Annotated in this window: 16 protein-coding genes; 9 read left to right on the forward strand and 7 right to left on the reverse strand. The window is 70.3% G+C overall.

Going from position 1 to position 19,408, the window contains the following annotated elements:
- Nucleotides 1-198: 198 nt before the first annotated feature.
- From P8S73_RS01445 to P8S73_RS01465, 5 genes are all read right to left on the reverse strand, one after another.
- Nucleotides 199-558 (reverse strand): metal-sulfur cluster assembly factor, encoded by a 360-nt coding sequence (locus P8S73_RS01445; protein WP_019309181.1) that lies wholly within the window; start codon nt 556-558, stop codon nt 199-201.
- 32 nt (nt 559-590) lie between these two features.
- Nucleotides 591-1,355 (reverse strand): Fe-S cluster assembly ATPase SufC, encoded by a 765-nt coding sequence (gene sufC, locus P8S73_RS01450; RefSeq protein ID WP_019309180.1) that lies wholly within the window; start codon nt 1,353-1,355, stop codon nt 591-593.
- Between the two features lie 91 nt (nt 1,356-1,446).
- The gene (gene sufD / locus P8S73_RS01455; protein ID WP_396350451.1) at nt 1,447-2,748 is read right to left on the reverse strand and encodes a Fe-S cluster assembly protein SufD; all 1,302 of its coding nucleotides are present in this window, start codon (nt 2,746-2,748) and stop codon (nt 1,447-1,449) included.
- A gap of 1 nt (nt 2,749) precedes the next feature.
- Nucleotides 2,750-4,225, reverse strand: coding sequence for a Fe-S cluster assembly protein SufB (sufB, locus tag P8S73_RS01460; protein WP_039101192.1), 1,476 nt, complete (start codon nt 4,223-4,225; stop codon nt 2,750-2,752).
- Complete coding sequence (locus P8S73_RS01465; protein WP_019309177.1) at nt 4,222-4,986, reverse strand: metalloregulator ArsR/SmtB family transcription factor; 765 nt, start codon at nt 4,984-4,986, stop codon at nt 4,222-4,224. Before P8S73_RS01465 ends, sufB begins: the two co-directional genes overlap by 4 nt.
- A gap of 236 nt (nt 4,987-5,222) precedes the next feature.
- Between P8S73_RS01465 and P8S73_RS01470 the strand changes: the two genes are divergently transcribed.
- The 3 genes from P8S73_RS01470 to P8S73_RS01480 all read left to right on the forward strand — a co-directional run bounded on the left by P8S73_RS01470 (nt 5,223) and on the right by P8S73_RS01480 (nt 8,130).
- Nucleotides 5,223-6,221, forward strand: a complete 999-nt coding sequence (locus P8S73_RS01470) for an ABC transporter ATP-binding protein (protein WP_396350452.1) — start codon at nt 5,223-5,225, stop codon at nt 6,219-6,221.
- Nucleotides 6,218-7,015, forward strand: coding sequence for an ABC transporter permease (locus P8S73_RS01475; RefSeq protein WP_239358242.1), 798 nt, complete (start codon nt 6,218-6,220; stop codon nt 7,013-7,015). The genes P8S73_RS01470 and P8S73_RS01475 overlap by 4 nt, the downstream gene beginning before the upstream one ends.
- Nucleotides 7,016-7,107: 92 nt before the next feature.
- On the forward strand, nt 7,108-8,130 hold the full coding sequence (locus P8S73_RS01480; RefSeq protein WP_047978249.1) for a heme A synthase: 1,023 nt from the start codon (nt 7,108-7,110) through the stop codon (nt 8,128-8,130).
- Nucleotides 8,131-8,366: 236 nt separating this feature from the next.
- Here the strand turns inward: P8S73_RS01480 and P8S73_RS01485 are convergent, their stop codons facing one another.
- Together P8S73_RS01485 and P8S73_RS01490 are read right to left on the reverse strand one after the other, a co-directional pair.
- The gene (locus P8S73_RS01485) at nt 8,367-9,284 is read right to left on the reverse strand and encodes a dihydrodipicolinate synthase family protein (protein ID WP_039101197.1); all 918 of its coding nucleotides are present in this window, start codon (nt 9,282-9,284) and stop codon (nt 8,367-8,369) included.
- Between the two features lie 113 nt (nt 9,285-9,397).
- A complete protein-coding gene (locus tag P8S73_RS01490; protein ID WP_047978267.1) occupies nt 9,398-10,294 on the reverse strand; it encodes a heme o synthase in 897 nt (298 codons plus the stop codon).
- 414 nt (nt 10,295-10,708) lie between these two features.
- Between P8S73_RS01490 and tkt the strand changes: the two genes are divergently transcribed.
- The 6 genes from tkt (at nt 10,709) to pgl (ending at nt 19,216) form a co-directional block, all read left to right on the forward strand.
- A complete protein-coding gene (tkt, locus tag P8S73_RS01495) occupies nt 10,709-12,820 on the forward strand; it encodes a transketolase (protein ID WP_396350453.1) in 2,112 nt (703 codons plus the stop codon).
- Nucleotides 12,821-12,905: 85 nt separating this feature from the next.
- Entirely contained in the window at nt 12,906-14,012 is a 1,107-nt protein-coding gene (gene tal / locus P8S73_RS01500; protein WP_239358247.1) for a transaldolase, read from the forward strand.
- A gap of 124 nt (nt 14,013-14,136) precedes the next feature.
- Nucleotides 14,137-15,741: a glucose-6-phosphate isomerase gene (locus P8S73_RS01505; RefSeq protein WP_396350454.1), complete on the forward strand. Its 1,605-nt coding sequence runs from the start codon at nt 14,137-14,139 to the stop codon at nt 15,739-15,741.
- A 36-nt stretch (nt 15,742-15,777) separates the two neighbouring features.
- On the forward strand, nt 15,778-17,316 hold the full coding sequence (gene zwf / locus P8S73_RS01510; protein ID WP_396350455.1) for a glucose-6-phosphate dehydrogenase: 1,539 nt from the start codon (nt 15,778-15,780) through the stop codon (nt 17,314-17,316).
- Nucleotides 17,313-18,428, forward strand: coding sequence for a glucose-6-phosphate dehydrogenase assembly protein OpcA (locus P8S73_RS01515; RefSeq protein ID WP_396350456.1), 1,116 nt, complete (start codon nt 17,313-17,315; stop codon nt 18,426-18,428). Before zwf ends, P8S73_RS01515 begins: the two co-directional genes overlap by 4 nt.
- Nucleotides 18,425-19,216 (forward strand): 6-phosphogluconolactonase, encoded by a 792-nt coding sequence (gene pgl / locus P8S73_RS01520; protein WP_053069376.1) that lies wholly within the window; start codon nt 18,425-18,427, stop codon nt 19,214-19,216. The genes P8S73_RS01515 and pgl overlap by 4 nt, the downstream gene beginning before the upstream one ends.
- The last annotated feature ends 192 nt before the right edge of the window (nt 19,217-19,408 follow it).

Raw genomic sequence — 19,408 nt, forward strand, 5'->3', positions numbered from 1 at the left:
GCGTCCGCCCCCACGGTCGGCCCGCGTGCCGTCACGTCCGGTGCGCACGGACGCCGCCGCACGCTCCGGCGTCTGCAGGGGGCGTCTGTCCCCTCGGCGAACGGCACGAAGGGCACGATCCCTGTGGATCGTGCCCTTCCCGTGCCCCGTGTCCAGAACGGCGGCCACCGTGGCCCGCGCGTGGCGGACCCGGTGGGATCAGATGTTGAAGCCCAGGGCCCTCATCTGGTCCCGGCCGTCCTCCGTGATCCGCTCCGGACCCCACGGGGGCATCCAGATCCAGTTCACGTGCCACTCGTCCACGGCGGGCGAGAGGTTCTGGGAGACCTGCTCCTCAATGACGTCCTGCAGCGGGCACGCCGCCGTGGTGAGCGTCATGTCCAGGCGCAGGGAGGCGTCGTCCTGGTACTCCAGGCCGTAGAGCAGGCCCAGGTCCACGATGTTCACGCCCAGCTCGGGGTCGATCACGTTCTTCAGCAGGTCCGTGATCTCCTCGACCGAGGCCTGGCCGTTGGGCCCGGTGGTCTCCGCCGCGGCGGTGCCGGTGGATTCGCTCATGGCGACCTCCTCAGGAAGTGGTGCGCCGGTGCCTACTTGGCAGCGGCCTGGACGTAGCGGTCGTAGCCCTCGTTCTCCAGCTGCTCCGCGAGCTCCGGACCGCCCTGGTCCACCACGCGGCCGTCGGAGAACACGTGCACGAACTGCGGCTTGATGTAGCGCAGGATGCGCGTGTAGTGCGTGATCAGCATGATGCCCGTGTTGTCCTCGGACAGCGCGCGGTTCACACCCTCGGACACGATCTTCAGCGCGTCCACGTCCAGGCCGGAGTCCGTCTCGTCCAGCAGGGCGATCTTCGGCTTGAGGATCTCCAGCTGCAGGATCTCGTGGCGCTTCTTCTCGCCGCCGGAGAAGCCCTCGTTGACGTTGCGCATGAGCATGTCGTTGTCGATCTTCAGCTTGTCCATGGCGGTGCGGACGTCCTTGGTCCACGTGCGCAGGGAGGGTGCCTCGCCGTCGATCGCGGTCTTCGCGGAGCGCAGGAAGTTGGAGGTGGTCACGCCGGGGATCTCCACCGGGTACTGCATGGCCAGGAAGAGACCGGCGCGGGCGCGCTCGTCCACGGACATCTCCAGCACGTCCTGCCCGTCCAGGGTCACGGAGCCGGAGTCCACCTGGTACTTGGGGTGGCCGGCGATCGTGGACGCCAGCGTGGACTTGCCCGAGCCGTTGGGGCCCATGATCGCGTGCACCTCACCGGAGTTGATGGTCAGGTTCACGCCCTTGAGGATGGGCTTGGTGCTCTCGTCGTCCAGGATGACGGACGCGTGGAGGTCCTTGATCTCCAGAGTTGACATGCGGTGTTTCTCCTTGGGTCTCGTGGGCACCGGCCCGCTCTCGGGCGCGGTGCGGAATTCTCGGGTCTGACGACGGCGCTGGGCCAGGGTCTCAGTTCTCGGTGCGGGCGAGCTCGTCCTCCAGGGACGCGCGCAGCTGCTCCTCGAGGGCTTCCACGCCCACCTGCTGGATGATCTCGAAGAGGAATCCGCGGACCACCAGGCGGCGTGCCTGGTCCTCCGGGATGCCGCGGGACATCAGGTAGTAGAGGTGCTCGTCGTCCAGCTGCCCCGTGGTGGAGGCGTGACCTGCACCGGCGATCAGGCCGGTCTCGATCTCCAGGTTCGGCACGGAGTCCATGCGCGGGCCGTCGTTGAGGATCAGGTTGCGGTTGAGCTCGTAGGTGTCCGTGCCCTCGGCCTCGGCGCGGATCAGGACGTCGCCCACCCACACGCCGTGGGCGTTCTCGCCCTGCAGCGCGGACTTGTAGTTCACGCGCGACCGGCAGCGCGGCACGGAGTGGTCCACGAACAGCCGGGACTCCAGGTGCTGGCCGTCGTCCACGAACGTGAGGCCGTACATCTCCACGTCGCCGCCGGGAGCGGTGAAGCGGGTGGACGGGGTGACGCGCACCAGGTCACCGCCCAGGCTCACGAGCACGTGCTTGAACGTGGCATCGCGGTCCAGCTTGGCCTGCTGTGAGGACGCGTGCACGGAGTCGTCCGTCCACTCCTGCAGCGAGACCACGGTGAGGTTGGCGCCGTCCGCCACCGAGAACTCGATGTTCTGGGCCAGCACGGCGGTGCCCACGTGGCGCAGCACCACGAGCGCCTTGGAGTTCGCCCCGGCGTCCACCACGATGTGCTGGGCCGCGGGTTCCTCGGACTCACCGGTGAGCGTCACGATCACGGGCTCCGCCACCTGGGCGTCGCGCGGGACCGAGATCACGGTGGCCTCGCGGAACGAGGACCACGCGTTCGCGGAGACCCGGTCCTCCGGGATGCCGGCCGAGCCCACGCGGGAGTCGTCGCGGCCCACGGAGGTGATCTGCACGGCGTCGTCCCCCGAGACGGAGACGGCGGGCGCGGGGCCCTGCAGGGCGGCGTCGTCGAGCCCGCGGAGCCGCTTGATGGGCGTGAAGCGCCAGTCCTCGAGCTTGCTGCTCAGCGGCGGGAAGTCGGCCACGTCGTAGGACGTGGTGCGGCCCGCGCGGGAGGAGTCCGGCACGCCGGAGATGTCCCCGTGCTGGGTGTGGCGGATCTCGGGCTCACCGGCCTGGTTGCGGCCCTCCTGCAGGGTCTCGCCCTCCTGGCTCATGCCCGGGATGGCGACGCGGTCCTCGCCGGTGGGCACTCCGTTCACCTGCTCGTCGGCGTCCTGTGCGGCACGGGCGGTCTGATCAGTGGTGGACATATCAGCCAACGGATCCTTCCATTTGCAGTTCGATGAGACGGTTGAGCTCGAGCGCGTACTCCATGGGCAGCTCACGCGCGATCGGCTCCACGAAGCCGCGCACGATCATGGCCATGGCCTCCTCCTCGGGCATGCCGCGCTGCATGAGGTAGAACAGCTGCTCCTCGGACACGCGGGAAACAGTGGCCTCATGGCCCATGGTGACGTCGTCCTCACGGATGTCCACGTAGGGGTACGTGTCCGAGCGGGAGATCGTGTCCACCAGCAGGGCGTCGCACACCACGTTGGACTTGGAGTGCGTGGCGCCCTCGCGCACCTGCACGAGGCCACGGTAGGCGGAGCGGCCGCCGTTGCGGGCCACCGACTTCGACACGATCGACGAGGACGTGTTCGGGGCGATGTGCACCATCTTGGAACCGGTGTCCTGGTGCTGGCCCTCGCCCGCGAAGGCGATAGACAGGGTCTCACCGCGTGCGTGCTCGCCGGTCATGTAGACCGCGGGGTACTTCTGGGTGACCTTGGAGCCGATGTTGCCGTCCACCCACTCCATGGTGGCGCCCTCGTGGGCGATGGCGCGCTTGGTCACCAGGTTGTACACGTTGTTGGACCAGTTCTGGATGGTCGTGTAGCGCACCCGGGCGTTCTTCTTGCAGATGATCTCCACCACGGCGGAGTGCAGCGAGTCCGTCTTGTAGATCGGCGCGGTGCAGCCCTCGATGTAGTGGACGTAGGAGTCCTCGTCCGCGATGATCAGCGTGCGCTCGAACTGGCCCATGTTCTCGGTGTTGATGCGGAAGTACGCCTGCAGCGGGATGTCCACGTGCACGCCCTTGGGGACGTACACGAACGAGCCACCGGACCACACGGCCGTGTTCAGCGCGGCGAACTTGTTGTCGCCCACGGGGATCACGGTGCCGAAGTACTCCTCGAAGAACTCGGGGTGCTCCTTCAGGGCGGTGTCCGTGTCCATGAAGATCACGCCCTGGGCCTCGAGGTCCTCGCGGATCTGGTGGTAGACCACCTCGGACTCGTACTGCGCGGCCACGCCGGCCACCAGGCGGTTGCGCTCCGCCTCGGGGATGCCAAGCTTCTCGTACGTGTTGCGGATGTCCTCGGGCAGCTCCTCCCAGGAGCCCGCCTGCTGCTCCGTGGAGCGCACGAAGTACTTGATGTTGTCGAAGTCGATGCCCGACAGGTCCGCGCCCCACGTGGGCATGGGCTTGCGGTCGAAGAACTTCAGGCCCTTCAGACGCAGCTGCGTCATCCAGTCCGGCTCGCTCTTCTTGGCCGAGATGTCACGGACCACTTCCTCGTTCACGCCTCGGCGCGCCGAGGCGCCGGCGTCGTTCTTGTCGGCCCAGCCGTACTGGTACTGGCCGATCCCCTCGAGCTCTGGGTTCATCTCCAGGATCTCGGAAATCGTGGTGTCGCCTGTCATGGTGCCCGCGGTGTCCGCGGGTTCGATGCGCTCGGTCATGACAACCCTCCCTGTCGTGCGGTTGTGTGGTTGGTGGAGTTTTTGGTGCCCGCAGCACGCAGCTGCAGCGGGACGTGTGTGGTGCAGACGTGGGCGCCCGCGGCCATGGTGGAGAGCCTGCGGACGTCGACGTCCAGCAACTCGGCGATCATGGCGGTCTCCTGCTCGCAGAACTCGGGGTACTCGTTCGCGATGTCCTGGATGGGGCAGTGGCCCTGGCACAGCTGGGCGGAGCGTAGAGTCACGCCCTTGGGACCACGGGGGGTGACCGTGGTGTGGGACGCCACGAAGCCGTCGTGGCTCATGGCGGCGGTCAGCGCGTTGAGGCGGTCCTCCACGTCCGGACCCGCGGCCTCCACGCTGGGGCGGTAGCGTTCACGCCAGCGCTCGACCTCCTCGGTCACGAACCCGTGCACGAGATCCTCACCACCCACCCGGGCCATGGTGGCCAGCGCACGGCTGGCAAGCCCCCGGTAGTCCTGCGCCAGCTGCTCGTGCCCGCCCGGTGCCACCACGTAGCGACGCGCCGGCCGGCCGGCTCCAGAGGCGGTGCTGCGCACCATGGAAACCTCCACGAACTGCTCGGACTCCAGGGCGTCCAGGTGACGCCGGACGGCGGCGGGCGTGAGGCCGAGGTCCTTGGCGATCTGCGCGGCGGAGATGGGCCCGTGGGCGAGCACCAGCGAGAGCACCCGCGAGCGGGTGGTGTCATCCTGGTCCGTGCGCACCGCGCTCGTGCGGTCCGTGGCCGGTGAACTCATGCTGGGTGCAACATCCTTCGCGGCGAGTCGGGGAGGTGGCCGAGCCGGTGCAGCTCCGTGCGGCCCGGGCCCCACGGGAACTGGGTTCACCAGTGAGGCACGCAATACATAACGAGGGTATGCGGTAATCCATTCCCCGACAAACGCCCGGAACACGCCCCGGGGAGGCGCCCACGGAGGCGCGGGCGGGAGTCCCCCACCGGGCGTCACGGCACGGGCCGTCCTAGACTGTCCGGGTGCAGACGCCCCCAGAATTTTCCTCAGTCCCCGCTGCCGCCCCCGATCCGGGGACCGCGGCCCTGCACATCAGCGACCTGGTCAAGACGTTCCCCGGGCGCGGTGAGCCCGTCCGCGCGGTCCGCGGTCTCAGCATGGCGGCCGACGCCGGGCGCGTCACGGCCCTGCTCGGGGCCAACGGCGCGGGCAAGACCACCACGCTGCAGTGCGCCCAGGGCCTCCAGCAGCCCACCTCGGGCACGGTCCGCCTGCTCGGCCAGGACCCCTGGCGGGCCTCCCCTGAGCTGCGCGCCCGCGTGGGCGTCATGCTCCAGGACGGCGGGCTCCCGCAGGCCGTGCGACCCGCAGAGCTGCTGCGCCACCTCAGCAACCTCTACGCGGACCCGGTCCCCGTGACCGAGCTGGTGGAGCGCCTCGGCATCCGGTCCTTCCTCCACACGCCCGTCCGTCGGCTCTCCGGCGGCCAGCGCCAGCGCGTGGCGCTCGCGGCGGCGCTCGTGGGCCGCCCGGACGTGCTGTTCCTGGACGAGCCGTCCGCCGGGCTGGACCCGCGCTCGCGCCAGCTCGTGTTCGACGTGGTCCAGCGCCTGCGGGACCAGGGAACCTGCATCATCCTCACCACGCACCTCATGGACGACGCCGCCCGGCTCGCCGACTACGTGTACATCGTGGACCACGGCACGGTGGCCGCCCAGGGCACCGTGGCCGACCTCGTGCGCACCGGCCGGGACTCGTCCCTGGTCATGACCATCACCGTCACGCCGGAGCAGCGTCCCGTGCTGCGCGCGGACCCGCCCTGGCGCCGCCCCGACTACGACGACGTCCGCTGGGTCGTCAAGGACCGCACCGTCACCCTCACCGGCCCGCTCGACGCCACCCGCGTCCGTGAGCTGACCGCGTGGGCCACCCGCAACGACACCCTGCCGGAGGCGCTGAGCGTGCAACCCCGTTCCCTCGAAGACGTGTTCCTGGACGTGGCCGGGAGGGATGCCCGGTGACCCCCGCAGACGCCGTCACCTCGGCACCCCACCCGGACGAGCGGCGTCGTGCCGCGTCCCTGCCCCGGCGCGTGGTGTCCCAGGCGCGCTTCGAGGCCACCACGATGCTGCGCAACGGGGAGCAGCTGCTGCTGCTCGTGATCCTGCCCGTCATGGCACTCGTGGCCCTGACCATGACCGACCTGCTGGACCCCTACCGCGTGGACGGGGCCTCCCGTGCGGACGTGGCCGTGCCCGGCATCCTGGTGCTGTGCGTGCTCTCCAGCGCCTTCTCGGGGCAGGGCATCCAGACCGGCTTCGACCGCCGCTACGGGGTGCTGCGCCAGCTCTCGACCACTCCCCTGGGACGCTCCGGTCTGATCGCGGGCAAGCTGCTCGCCGTGCTGGCCGTGCTCGCCGTGCAGTACGTGATCGTGGCGGCCGTGGCCCTCTGGCTGGGCTGGCACCCCACCGTGGCCTCCGTGCTCGGCTCCCTCCCCCTGCTCGTGCTGGTCGCCGTGGCGTTCACCGGGCTGGGCCTGCTGATCGCCGGAACCCTGCGCGCCGAGGCCACCCTGGCGGTGCTCAACGTGGTGTGGGTGGCGCTCGCCGCGGGCGGTGGTGTGCTCTTCCCCGCGTCCGCGCTGCCCGGCTGGCTCGCCGGGATCGTGTCCTGGCTGCCCTCCTCGGCCGCGGGTGAGGTGCTGCGGGAGTGCTTCCTGCACGGCCGGGTGAGTGCCGCTCCCCTGCTGGTCCTCGCCGCATGGGCGGTGGCGAGCTGGGCGGCCACCGCGCGGTGGTTCAAGTGGGTCTGACCCCCTGAGCGCGCGGTCCCGTCCAGGATGCTCCCACGGCGGGATCGCTACACTGAGGGGGACCCGTCCCCTCTGCCCCTGGATGCCCCGCCATGTCTGACACCGCTCCCCGCACCGCCGTCGATTCGTTCTGGTGGCCCAGCACCGTGACCCCCTGGGTGCGCTTCCTCGCGGTGGCGTCCCTGGTGGCCAACGCGCTGCTGATCTTCACGGGCGGTCTCGTCCGGCTGACCGGTTCCGGCCTGGGGTGCCCCACGTGGCCCCGCTGTACGCCCGACTCCTGGACGAACACGGCGGAGATGGGTGTGCACGGGATCATCGAGTTCGGCAACCGCCTGCTCACGTTCGTACTCACCGTGGTGGCGGTCCTGACGTTCCTGTCCGTGCTGAAGCTGCGCGAGGAGCACCCCAAGCTGTTCCGGCTGGCGCTGCTCCTGCTGCTCGGGATCCCCGTGCAGGCCGTGGTGGGCGGCGTGCTGGTGCACCTGGAGCTGCACCCGCTGCTCGTGGGTGCGCACTACTTCCTCTCAGCCATCATGATCGCGCTGTCCACGCTGCTGGTGCTCAACACCCGGCGCGAGGGCCTCTCGCGAGTGGCCCACGACCAGCGCCCCGGCCAGCTGCACGGCCACACCACCCTGGTGCGCGGCCTCGCGGTCGCCACGGGCGTTATCGCGGCCGTGGTGCTCTACCTCGGCACCCTGGTGACCGGCACCGGCCCCCACGCCGGGGACCAGGACAGCGCGCGGCTGGCCTTCGACTCCGTGGTCATCGCCCGCGCCCACGCGGTCCCCGTCTACCTGCTCACCCTCACGGCCGTGACGGGCATCGTGGTGACCACGGTGAAGTCCCTGCCCCGTGTGCTGCGCAACGCGTACGCCATCATGATCCTGGTGATCATGGCCCAGGGCGCCGTGGGCTACTACCAGTACTTCAACGGCGTTCCGGAGGCCGCCGTGTCCCTGCACATGGTGCTCTCGGCAGTGCTGATCTGGGCGGCCACCCGCGTGGTCTCCATCAGCTTCTACCTCGCGGACGACCACCACGAGCACGCGGCGCCCGTGGACCTGGGCGAGGCTTCACCCGCCTCCGCGCCCGCACAGCCGGTGCGCTGACCGCGCGCCTCCCCGTACGCCGTCTGCCCCCGGTCATCCCGGGGGCAGACGTTTTTCCGTCCTGTGCCGCTGGTGCACGGGCTCCCGACGCCGCCCGGCGCAGCTGGACCTCAGGCTCGCGGCCACGCGGGTGCTCATCCCGCCGACGACACGCCCAGTCGCTGGTGCTCACACCCCCAATAACGACCCGTGCCGCAGATGGTCAGGATTCCGACGACGTCCCGTGGCGCAGTCGCTCAGGCATCCGACGGCGCCGCGGGCCGGCCGCGCAGCTGTGCCACGGCGTCCGCGAGTGCGCGTTTGCCGCTCGAGGGAATGGGCAGCAGCGGACGCCGCGGTGCGCTCGTGCGCACGCCGCAGACCTCCGCGAGGGCGTACAGCACGGACAGGGGACGTTCGTGCCCCATGAGCTGCATGAGGGGGCGCAGCGCGGAGCTCCAGGCCGCCGCATCCTCCGCGCGGCCCTCTCTCACCGCTCGGTGGAACTCCACGAACTCCGGAGCCAGCAGGGCGGCCATCCCGCTGTGCCACGCCGCCGGTGGGTACTCCTCCACGATCAGCTGGTCCCGGCTCACACCGTGGACCGTGCCGGGTTCCGCCTGCTGGGCGAACAGCAGCTGGCGTGAGTGGAACAGCCGCCCGGAGCTCGCCGTGTCCTTGAACGCCACCACGGTGTCCAGCCAGGACAGCTCCGCCGCGAGCTCCACCGGGTACGTGAACCCGGTGGTGGAGGGGTTGTTGTAGAGGCACACGGGCAGCGACACCGCCGAGGACACCGTCTCCACCTGGTCCGCGATCTCCTGCGACACGAGCGGGATGTAGCTCACGGGGCTCAGCACGAGCCCGTCCGCGCCGTTGTTCTCCGCGGCGTAGGCGTGCTGGAGGACCTCACGCGTGGTGATGGCCGAGATGCCGACTCCCACGGGGGTTCCCGAGCCGGAGGCCGCGCGGACGGCGGTGCGCACCACCTCGGACCGCTCGGCGGCGTCGAGGTAGGCGAACAGTCCCGAGGTGCCGAGCACCACGATCCCGTCCACACCGCTGCGTGCCAGCCGGGCGATGCTGCTCTCCAAGGAGTCCAGGTCCAGGGCTCCGCCGGGATGCAGCGGAGTCACGGGGTAGGCGATCACACCGGAGAAGTCCATCGAGAGCATGGGCCCAGTTTAGGCGAGCACCGCGACCGAGCCGGCCGAGCGGCGTCGTCCCCGGGCACGGCGAGACGGCCGGTGGACGGGATGCCCAGGATGGGACGGACCGGACACGCCGGTCAGAGAATGGGACCGCCGAGGAACGGATCCAGGGCCACGCCCACGAACACGAACGTGATGTAGGCGATCGAGCCGTGGAAGACGTACATGGCCTGCTTGAGCGTGGGCCGCCCGGCCCGGGCCAGACCGTAGAGCTTGTGGCAGTGGTAGGTGAACCACGCGCCGGAGAGCAGCGCGATGATCCCGTAGACCCAGCCCGCACCGCCCACGGGGATCAGCAGCAGCGAGCAGATCACGGTGGCCCACGCGTACAGCACCACCTGCGCACCCACGGTCCGCGCGGAGTCCACCGCGCCGAGCATGGGAACCCCCGCGCGGGAGTAGTCCTCCGCGTACTTCATGGACAGCGGCCAGTAGTGCGGCGGGGTCCACAGGAAGATGAACGCGAAGAGCACGAACGCGGGCCACTCGAGCGTGCCGCGCACCGCGGCCCAGCCGATCAGCACGGGCATGCACCCGGCGATCCCGCCCCACACGATGTTCTGCGCGGTGCGGCGCTTGAGGATGATCGAGTAGAAGACGGCGTAGAGGGCGATGGCCACCACGCCCAGCACACCGCACAGCACGCTCACCCCGAGGGTCAGCCAGGCCACGGCCACCGCGGACAGCAGCCACGCGAACACCAGGGCCTCACGGTCGCTGACCTCTCCGGTGACCAGGGGGCGCTTGGCCGTGCGCCGCATGAGACGGTCCTCGTTGCGGTCGATGTAGCAGTTGAAGGCTCCCGCGGCGCCCGCCGCGAGGGTGCCACCCACCAGGGTGTTGAGCACGAGCCAGAAATCAGGGACGCCCTGCTGGGCGAAGAACATGGTGGGCACGGTGGCCACGAGGAGCAGCTCGATGATCCGGGGCTTGGTAAGCGCCACGTACGCCTTGAGCTTGCGGCGCGCGGTCATCGGGCCCTGGTACCCCACCGGGGCGACCTCCCCGATGCGGGTCCCGGTCACTCCGTGTCCTTGCGTCGCGGGGGATCCCGAGGAATCCGGGTGCGTCGCGGTATCGAGGTGATTCACGGAATCGATGCTCCAAAGAACGTGTGCGGCCCGCACGGGCGGGAGTCCTGCGGTGCCCGGCGCGGCACTGCGCGCGGGGACACCCGGTCAACAGTATAGCCGCCGGGATTGACACCCGGATGGCGCCCGACCCGGTGCCCGGTGGCCGTTCGCGCTCACAGCGTACGTCCCTGACGGGCACGGCCTCTCGGGACTAAGGTTGAGCGCGGAACTCGCGTTCCGCGGCACCCGGAGGCCTTGCGGCCGGTCGGGCGGCGGTTCGCATCGCACATCCCCACAGGAAAGGGGCGCGCCACCGTGCCGAACCTCGATCAACCGCTGAACTGGACCGAACAGGATGCCCGCGCCGTGGACACCGCGCGTGTCCTCGCGGCGGACGCCGTGCAGAAGGTCGGCAACGGCCACCCCGGCACGGCCATGTCCCTGGCACCCGTGGCCTACCTGCTGTTCCAGAAGGTCATGCGCCACGACCCCTCGGACGACCGCTGGACCGGGCGCGACCGGTTCATCCTCTCCCCCGGGCACACCTCGCTGACGCTCTACCTGCAGCTCTTCTTCTCGGGCTACGGCCTGGAGATGTCGGACCTGGAGTCGCTGCGCACGTGGGGCTCCAAGGTCCCGGGCCACCCCGAGTACCGGCACACCACGGGCGTGGAGATCACCACCGGACCGCTGGGCCAGGGGCTCGCCTCCTCCGTGGGCTTCGCGTACGCCCAGCGCTACACGCGCGGGCTCTTCGACGCCGACGCCGCCCAGGGCACCTCCCCGTTCGACCACCACGTGTTCGTGATCGCCTCGGACGGGGACCTCCAGGAGGGCATCACCTCCGAGGCCTCGTCCCTGGCCGGCACCCAGGAGCTGGGCAACCTGGTGGTGATCTACGACGACAACAAGATCTCCATCGAGGACGACACCAACGTGGCGTTCAACGAGGACGTGCTGGCCCGCTACGAGGCCTACGGCTGGGACACCACCCGCGTGGACTGGCGCAACGGCGGGCAGTACCAGGAGGACGTCCAGGGCCTCTACGACGCGATCGTGGCCGCCACCAAGGTCACGGACAAGCCGTCCCTAATCGCGCTCAGCACCATCATCGGCTGGCCCTCCCCCACCAAGCAGAACACCGGCGGCATCCACGGCTCCGCGCTCGGCGCGGACGAGGTCGCCGCCACCAAGGAGATCCTGGGCTTCGATCCCGAGAAGTCCTTCCAGATCGAGCCCGAGATCATGGACCACGTGCGCGAGGTCGCCCAGCGCGGCAAGGCCGAGCGCGCCGAGTGGGAGAAGTCCTTCGAGCAGTGGCGCAGCGCCCACCCGGACAAGGCGGCCCTCTACGACCGCATCAAGAACCAGGAGCTGCCCGAGGACTACCGCGCGGCGTTCCCCACGTTCCCAGCGGGCAAGGCCATGGCCACCCGCAAGGCCTCCGGGCAGGTCATCAACGCGATCGCGGACACCTTCCCCGAGCTGTGGGGCGGCTCCGCGGACCTCGCGGGCTCCAACAACACCACGATCGACTCCGCCCCGTCCTTCATCCCGGAGAAGCGCTCCACCGAGAAATGGACGGGCTCCCCGTACGGCCGGGTGCTGCACTTCGGCATCCGTGAGCACGCGGCGGCGGCGATCGTCAACGGCATCGTGATGAGCAGCCAGACCCGCGCCTTCTCGGGGACGTTCCTCATCTTCTCCGACTACCAGCGCCCGGCCGTGCGCCTGGGTGCGCTCATGAAGGTGCCCTCCATCTACGTCTGGACCCACGACTCCATCGGTCTGGGCGAGGACGGACCCACGCACCAGCCCGTGGAGCAGCTGTCCTCGCTGCGCGCGATCCCGGGACTCGACGTCGTGCGCCCCGCGGACGCCAACGAGACCGCTGTGGCGTGGCGGACCATCCTGGAGAGCCACGAGCACCCGGCGGGCATCGCTCTCACGCGCCAGGACCTGCCCACGCTGGCCCGTGAGGACCTGCACCCGGACGCGGAGGGCGAGAAGTTCGCCTCCGCCGAGGGCGTGGCGCGCGGCGGCTACGTGCTGGCTGACAGCGAGGGCACGCCGGACGTGGTGCTGATCGGCACCGGCTCGGAGGTTCAGCTCGCGCTGAAGGCCCGCGAGCAGCTCAAGGCCCGGGGCGTGTCCGCCCGCGTGGTCTCGATGCCGTGCCGCGAGTGGTTCGACGCCCAGGACGCGCAGTACCGCGAGTCCGTGGTCCCCGCGGGCGTCAAGGCCCGGGTCACGGTCGAGGCCGGCATCCGGATGTCCTGGAACGACCTCCTCGGCGATGCCGGGCGGGCCGTCTCCCTGGAGCACTTCGGCGAGTCCGCGGACTACGAGACGCTCTACCGCGAGTTCGGCATCACCGCAGAGGCCGTGACGGAGGCCGCCCTGAACTCCATCGCCGCCGCGCGCTGAGCCCCACACCCCTGCACCCGTTGCGGGCGGCGGACCCGCCGCCCGCAACGGCCCCAGATTTCCCACGCGACCGGAGGACACAGACATGACCACTCCCACTCAGAAGCTCTCGGACGCCGGCGTCTCCATCTGGCTGGACGACCTCTCCCGCCAGCGGCTCACGAGCGGCAACCTGCAAGAGCTGATCGACACCAAGAACGTGGTGGGCGTGACCACCAACCCCACGATCTTCGCGGCGGCCCTCGCCGACGGCGAGTCCTACCGCGAGCAGGTGGCCGAGCTCGCCGCGGCCGGCACCTCGGTGGACGACGCCGTGTTCCGCATCACCACCGACGACGTCCGTGACGCGTGCGACCTCTTCGCCCCGATCGCCGAGGCCACGCAGGGCCAGGACGGGCGCGTGTCCATCGAGGTGGACCCGCGGCTCGCCCAGGACGCCGACGCGACCTCGACCATGGCCCAGAAGCTCTCGCAGACGATCGACCGGCCGAACGCGCTCATCAAGATCCCGGCCACGGAGAAGGGCCTGCCCTCGATCGCGGCCACGATCGCCGAGGGCATCTCGGTCAACGTGACCCTGATCTTCTCGCTCGAGCGCTACCGCAACGTCATCAACGCCTACATGGAGGGGCTGGAGAAGGCTCTCGAGAACGGCAAGGACCTCTCCACCATCCACTCCGTGGCGTCCTTCTTCGTGTCCCGCGTGGACACGGAGATCGACAAGCGCCTGGACGCCGTTGGCTCGAGTGAAGCTGCGGCACTGAAGGGGAAGGCGGGGCTCGCCAACGCCCGTCTCGCCTACCAGGTCTACGAGCAGTCCCTGGACACGGAGCGCTGGAAGCGTCTCGCGGCCGCGGGCGCCAACCCGCAGCGCCCGCTGTGGGCCTCCACGGGAGTCAAGGACCCTGAGCTGCCCGACACCCTCTACGTGACCGAGCTGGTGGCGCCGAACACCGTGAACACCATGCCGGAGAAGACCCTGGACGCCACGTTCGACCACGCGGAGGTCACCGCGGACACCGTGACCGCCACGTACGAGGAGTCGTCCCGGATCCTCGACGAGATCGGCGCGCTGGGCGTCTCCTACCAGGAGGTCGTGGAGCAGCTGGAGACCGAGGGCCTCCAGAAGTTCGACGCGTCCTGGGACGAGCTGCTCGCCACCGTGCGCACCGCGCTCGAAGACGCCCGCTGACTCCCCGCCCGGCAACGGCCGGGCCTGCCCGTGCGCCGCGTCCCGTCGGGTTCCCCGGCAGGACGCGGCGGACGGTCCCACGATCCACCACACCGCCAGCTCGACCAGTCCGAGGAGGCTCCCCGTGAGCTCATTGTCATTGCAGGCCGCAGGATCCGCGCGCGACGCCGTGGACACCCACGTGCCCCGTCTCGTCGCCGACAACTTCGCCTCCAAGCTCTTCGCGCAGGATCCCACGCTGTGGGGTGCCGCGGCAGAGCAGGAGGCTGCAGTCCGGCTTGGATGGACGGACGCCGCAACCGTCTCCCGTCCCCTGATCCCGGAGATCATGGAGCTGCGCGACGACTTCGCCCGCGAGGGCGTCACCCGCTTCGTGCTCGCCGGCATGGGCGGCTCCTCGCTGGCCCCCGAGGTCATCACGCGCAGCGCCGGTGTGGAGCTGTTCGTGCTGGACTCCACCGATCCCGAGATGGTCTCCACGGCCCTCCAGGACCTCGAGCACACCGCCCTGGTGGTCTCCTCGAAGTCAGGTTCCACCGTGGAGACGGACTCCGCCCGCCGCGTGTTCCTCGAGGCGTTCGAACGGGCCGGCATCGACGGCCCGTCGCGCGTCGTGGTGGTCACCGACCCGGGCTCCCCCATGGACTCGGCCTCGCGCGAGGCCGGCTACCGCAAGACCTTCAACGCCGATCCGAACGTGGGCGGCCGCTTCTCCGCGCTCACCGCCTTCGGGCTGGTTCCCTCGGGGCTCGCCGGGGTGGACGTCGCCGCGCTGCTCGACGACGCCGAGGAGGCCGCGGAGATGCTGCGCGAGGACGACGAGAACAACATCGGCCTGCAGCTGGGCGCGGCGCTCGGCGGAACCGATCCGCTGCGCGACAAGATCGTCCTGGTGAACCAGGGCGCACCGTTCGTGGGATTCGCGGACTGGGCCGAGCAGCTGATCGCGGAGTCCACCGGCAAGTCGGGCACCGGTGTCCTGCCCGTGGTGGTGGACGAGGCCGCACCCGAACTGACCTCCGGTGCGCAGGACGTGCTGGTGGTGTCCCTCGTGGACGAGGAGTCCGTGGAGACCGGCTCCGGTGACGGCGTGCGCGTGGCCGGTTCTCTCAGCGGGCTCATGCTGACCTTCGAGGTGGCCACCGCCGTGGCCGGGCGCCTGCTCGGCATCGACCCCTACAACCAGCCGGACGTGGAGTCCGCCAAGGCCGCCACGCGCGAGCTGCTGGCCTCCTCCCCCGAGCCCTCCCCGGCCGTGGCCACGGACGGGAACGTGGAGATCCGGGGCGACGAGTCCCTGCTCCACGGCGCCACCACCGTGCAGGACGCGCTCACGGCTCTGCTCGAGCAGCTCCCCGAGGACGGCTACGTGAGCGTGCAGGCCTACTTCGACCGCCTGCAGTGGACGCAGCTCGAGGCTATCCGTGAACAGCTGGCGCGGCACACCGGCCGTCCCGTGACGTTCGGCTGGGGTCCGCGCTTCCTGCACTCCACCGGGCAGTACCACAAGGGTGGGCCCGCCCAGGGCGTGTACCTGCAGATCACGGCGGCCACCGACACGGACGTGGACATCCCCGGGATCCCCTTCACGTTCGGAGAGCTCATCAGCGCCCAGGCGGACGGGGACGCGGCCGTGCTGGGCGAGCACGACCGCCCTGTCCTGCGGCTGCGTCTCACCGACCGCGCGGCGGGAGTGGCCCAGCTGCTCGAGGCGGCGTCGGCTCTCTGACACCCGCCACCCACCAGCGACCGGACAGGAAGTCCCGTGCCTGACACCAAGAATCCCAACCCCCTGCGGGACCCGCGCGACCGGCGGCTCACGCGCGTGGCGGCGCCGTCGGCCCTCGTGCTGTTCGGCGTGACCGGCGATCTCGCCAAGAAGAAGCTGCTGCCCGCGATGTACGACCTCGCGAACCGCAGCCTGCTGCCCCCGGCGTTCTCGCTCGTGGGCTTCGGGCGGCGGGACTGGGACGACGCACAGTTCGCGGAGTACGTCAAGGAGAACGTCACGCAGCACGCGCGCACGCCCTACAACGAGGACCTGTGGAACCAGTTCGCCTCGGGCCTGCGGTTCGTGCAGGGTGAGTTCGACGACGACGACGCCTACGACCGTCTCGCGCAGACCCTCGAGGAGCTGGACCGGGACCGGGGCACCCGCGGCAACCACGCGTTCTACCTCTCGATCCCCCCCAAGGCCTTCGAGACGGTGTGCCAGCAGCTCGCGGACCGCGACCTCGCGGACAGCGAGAACAGCACGGGCTGGCGCCGTGTGGTCATCGAGAAGCCGTTCGGTCACGACCTCGAGTCCGCGCGCGAGCTCAACGCGATCGTGGAACGCGTGTTCCGCGCGGACAGCGTCTTCCGCATCGACCACTACCTGGGCAAGGAGACGGTGCAGAACATCCTGGCGCTGCGCTTCGCCAACCAGATGTTCGAGCCGCTGTGGGACGCCCGTTCCGTGGACCACGTGCAGATCACCATGGCCGAGGAGATCGGGATCGGTTCCCGTGCGGGGTACTACGACGGCGTGGGCGCGGCCCGGGACGTGATCCAGAACCACCTGCTCCAGCTGCTCGCCCTGACCGCCATGGAGGAGCCCGCCTCGTTCAGCGCCAGCCACCTGAGGCGGGAGAAGGCCAAGGTGCTGGAGTCGGTGGTGCTGCCCGAGGACCTCGGCGAGCACTCGGCCCTGGGCCAGTACACCTCGGGGCTGCAGGGCGGGGAGTTCGTCAAGGGCTTCCACGAGGAGTCGGACATCCCGGCGGACTCGCGGACGGAGACGTTCGCTGCCCTGCGCGTGGACATCAACAATCGCCGCTGGGCCGGGGTGCCCTTCTACCTGCGGGCCGGCAAACGGCTGGGCCGCCGGGTCACGGAGATCGCCGTGGCGTTCAAGAAGTCCCCCAACCTGCTGTTCCGGGACACGGACCACGAGGAGTTCGGCCAGAACGCCATCGTGATCAGGATCCAGCCGGACGAGGGTGTGACCATCCGCTTCGGCTCCAAGGTCCCCGGCACGCAGTCGGAGATCCGAGACGTGACCATGGACTTCGGCTACGGCCACGCGTTCACGGAGTCGAGCCCCGAGGCCTACGAACGGCTGATCTTCGACGTCCTGCTCGGGGAGCCGCCGCTGTTCCCCGACCACTCGGAGGTGGAGCAGTCCTGGAAGATCCTGGACCCCTTCGAGCAGTACTGGAGCGAGCACCGGGTGATCCCTGAGCCCTACGAACCGGGCTCCTGGGGCCCCGCATCGGCGCACGAGCTCATGGCTCGTGACGGACGCGTCTGGAGGCGACCGTGATAGTTGACATGGAGAACACCACCGCCGCGAGCATCGAGAAGAAGCTCAACGAGCTGCGGGACGAGAACGGCGTGGTGACCCTCGGGCGCGTGCTCACCCTCGTGATCCTGGCGCAGGCGGGGCACTCGGAGATGGCCATCGAGGCGGCCAACTACGCGAGCCACGAGCACCCGTGCCGGATCATCGTGCACGTGGCGCACTCCTCCTCGGACGAGACCCGGCTGGACGCCCAGCTGCGCATGGGCGGTGACGCCGGTGCCTCGGAGGTCATCCTCATGCACGGCTACGGCGAGCTCGCGGAGCCCACGGAGACCCTGGTCTCCGCCCTGCTGCTGCCCGACGCCCCGATCGTCGCGTGGTGGCCGCACGACTTCCCGGCGAACCCGAGCGGCAGCTCGATCGGGCGGATCGCCCACCGCCGCATCACGGACTCGTCCCGGGCCGATGAGCCGTTCGAGTCGCTCGAGCAGCTGTCCCGGCAGTACACCCCCGGGGACACGGATCTCGCGTGGACGCGCATCACCAACTGGCGCGTCCAGCTCGCCGCCGTGCTCGACCAGGTGGGCCCCGTGGACGTGCGGGAGATCATCCTCGAGGGCGCCGCGGTGGCCCCGTCCATGGTGCTGCTCGGTGTGTGGCTCTCGTGCCGGCTGGACGCGCCCGCCACGATCGTGAGCGACGACTCCCGCCGTGCCCTCGACCGGGTGTGCCTGGTCACCGAGCACGGGCCCGTGGAGCTCGACCGCCCGGGGCGCACCGTGGCCGTCCTGACCCAGCCGGGGCAGCCGCAGCAGCAGATCGCCATGCCCGTCCGCGACCTGAACGCGTGCCTGGCCGAGGAGCTGCGCCGCCTGGACGCGGACGAGATCTACGGAGAGGTCATCACCCAGAGCCTGTCCAGGGCACGGATCACCACGCGCTCGTCGGACGAGCCCGGCGCGGAGGATCCGCTCGACGAGGCCATGGCGGAGGCGGACGACACCGGCGAATCTGCCACGGTTCCGGACGAGACCGAGGGCGCGCCGGCGTCGTCGCAGGAGGGGGCCACCACCGCCGGGGGCCCCGGGGACGAGACACCGGGCACCGGCGCATCCCCTGAGGAGAAGCCGTGAGCGCGCACGACCGGCCAGTCCCCCGGCTCGTGCCCCACGCGGACGACGACCGTCTGGCCGAGGACACCGCCCGTCGGATCCTGGAGGTGCTGGAACGGGCCCAGGACGAACGGGGTGAGGCAACGATCGCCCTGACGGGCGGAGGCATGGGCACCCGGGTGATCCGGGAGGTTGCCACGCACCCGGACGCCCAGCTCGTCGACTGGTCGCGCGTGAACGTGTGGTGGTCGGACGAGCGTTTCCTGCCGGGCGCCGATCCCGAGCGCAACGGCGTGCAGGCCGCCGACGCGTGGAACGAGTCCCTCGCGCTGACGTGGGACCGTGTCCACCCGGTGGCCGGTGCGGACGAGATCGACACGGTGGACGCCGCGGCCGCAGACTACCGGGACGAGCTGGCGGCGGCAGCCGCCGCGGAGGACTCGCTCACCGGGTTGCCGCACGTCGACATCGCGCTGCTGAGCCTGGGTCCGGACACCCACGTGGCATCCCTGTTCCCCGGGCGGCAGGACGTGCTGCGCCACGACGAACCGGTGTTCGCCGTGAGGGACTCCCCCAAGCCCCCGCCCGAGCGGGTGACCATGTCGTTGGCCACCATCAACTCGGCGGACCGTGTGTGGCTCCTCGTCTCCGGTGCCGCCAAGGCGGACGCGCTCGCGCACATCCGCCGTGAGACCTCGCCGGTGGCCGCGCCCGGGAGCGCCGTGCGGGGCATGCACGAGACCCTGTGGCTGGTGACGGAGGACGCGCTGCCAGGTGTCCCGCAGGATCCTGCGGAGGACATCGGCTGACGGTGCAGGCGGCTCCGACGACGGGCGGCGGCCGCCAGGCCGGTGCACCGCCGCAGCTCGTCACCCGCAGTCCGTGTCCCCCCACGTCCTCACTCCCCGGCCGTGCGGAACACAGCGCGGTGCAGTCCGTGCTGCGCCAGTCCTGACACCCGGGCCGTGTGGGGCAGAACCCCCGAGCACGACGAAGGCCCG

The organism is Kocuria sp. ChxB, from assembly GCF_044359605.1.
GTDB lineage: Bacteria > Actinomycetota > Actinomycetes > Actinomycetales > Micrococcaceae > Kocuria > Kocuria rhizophila.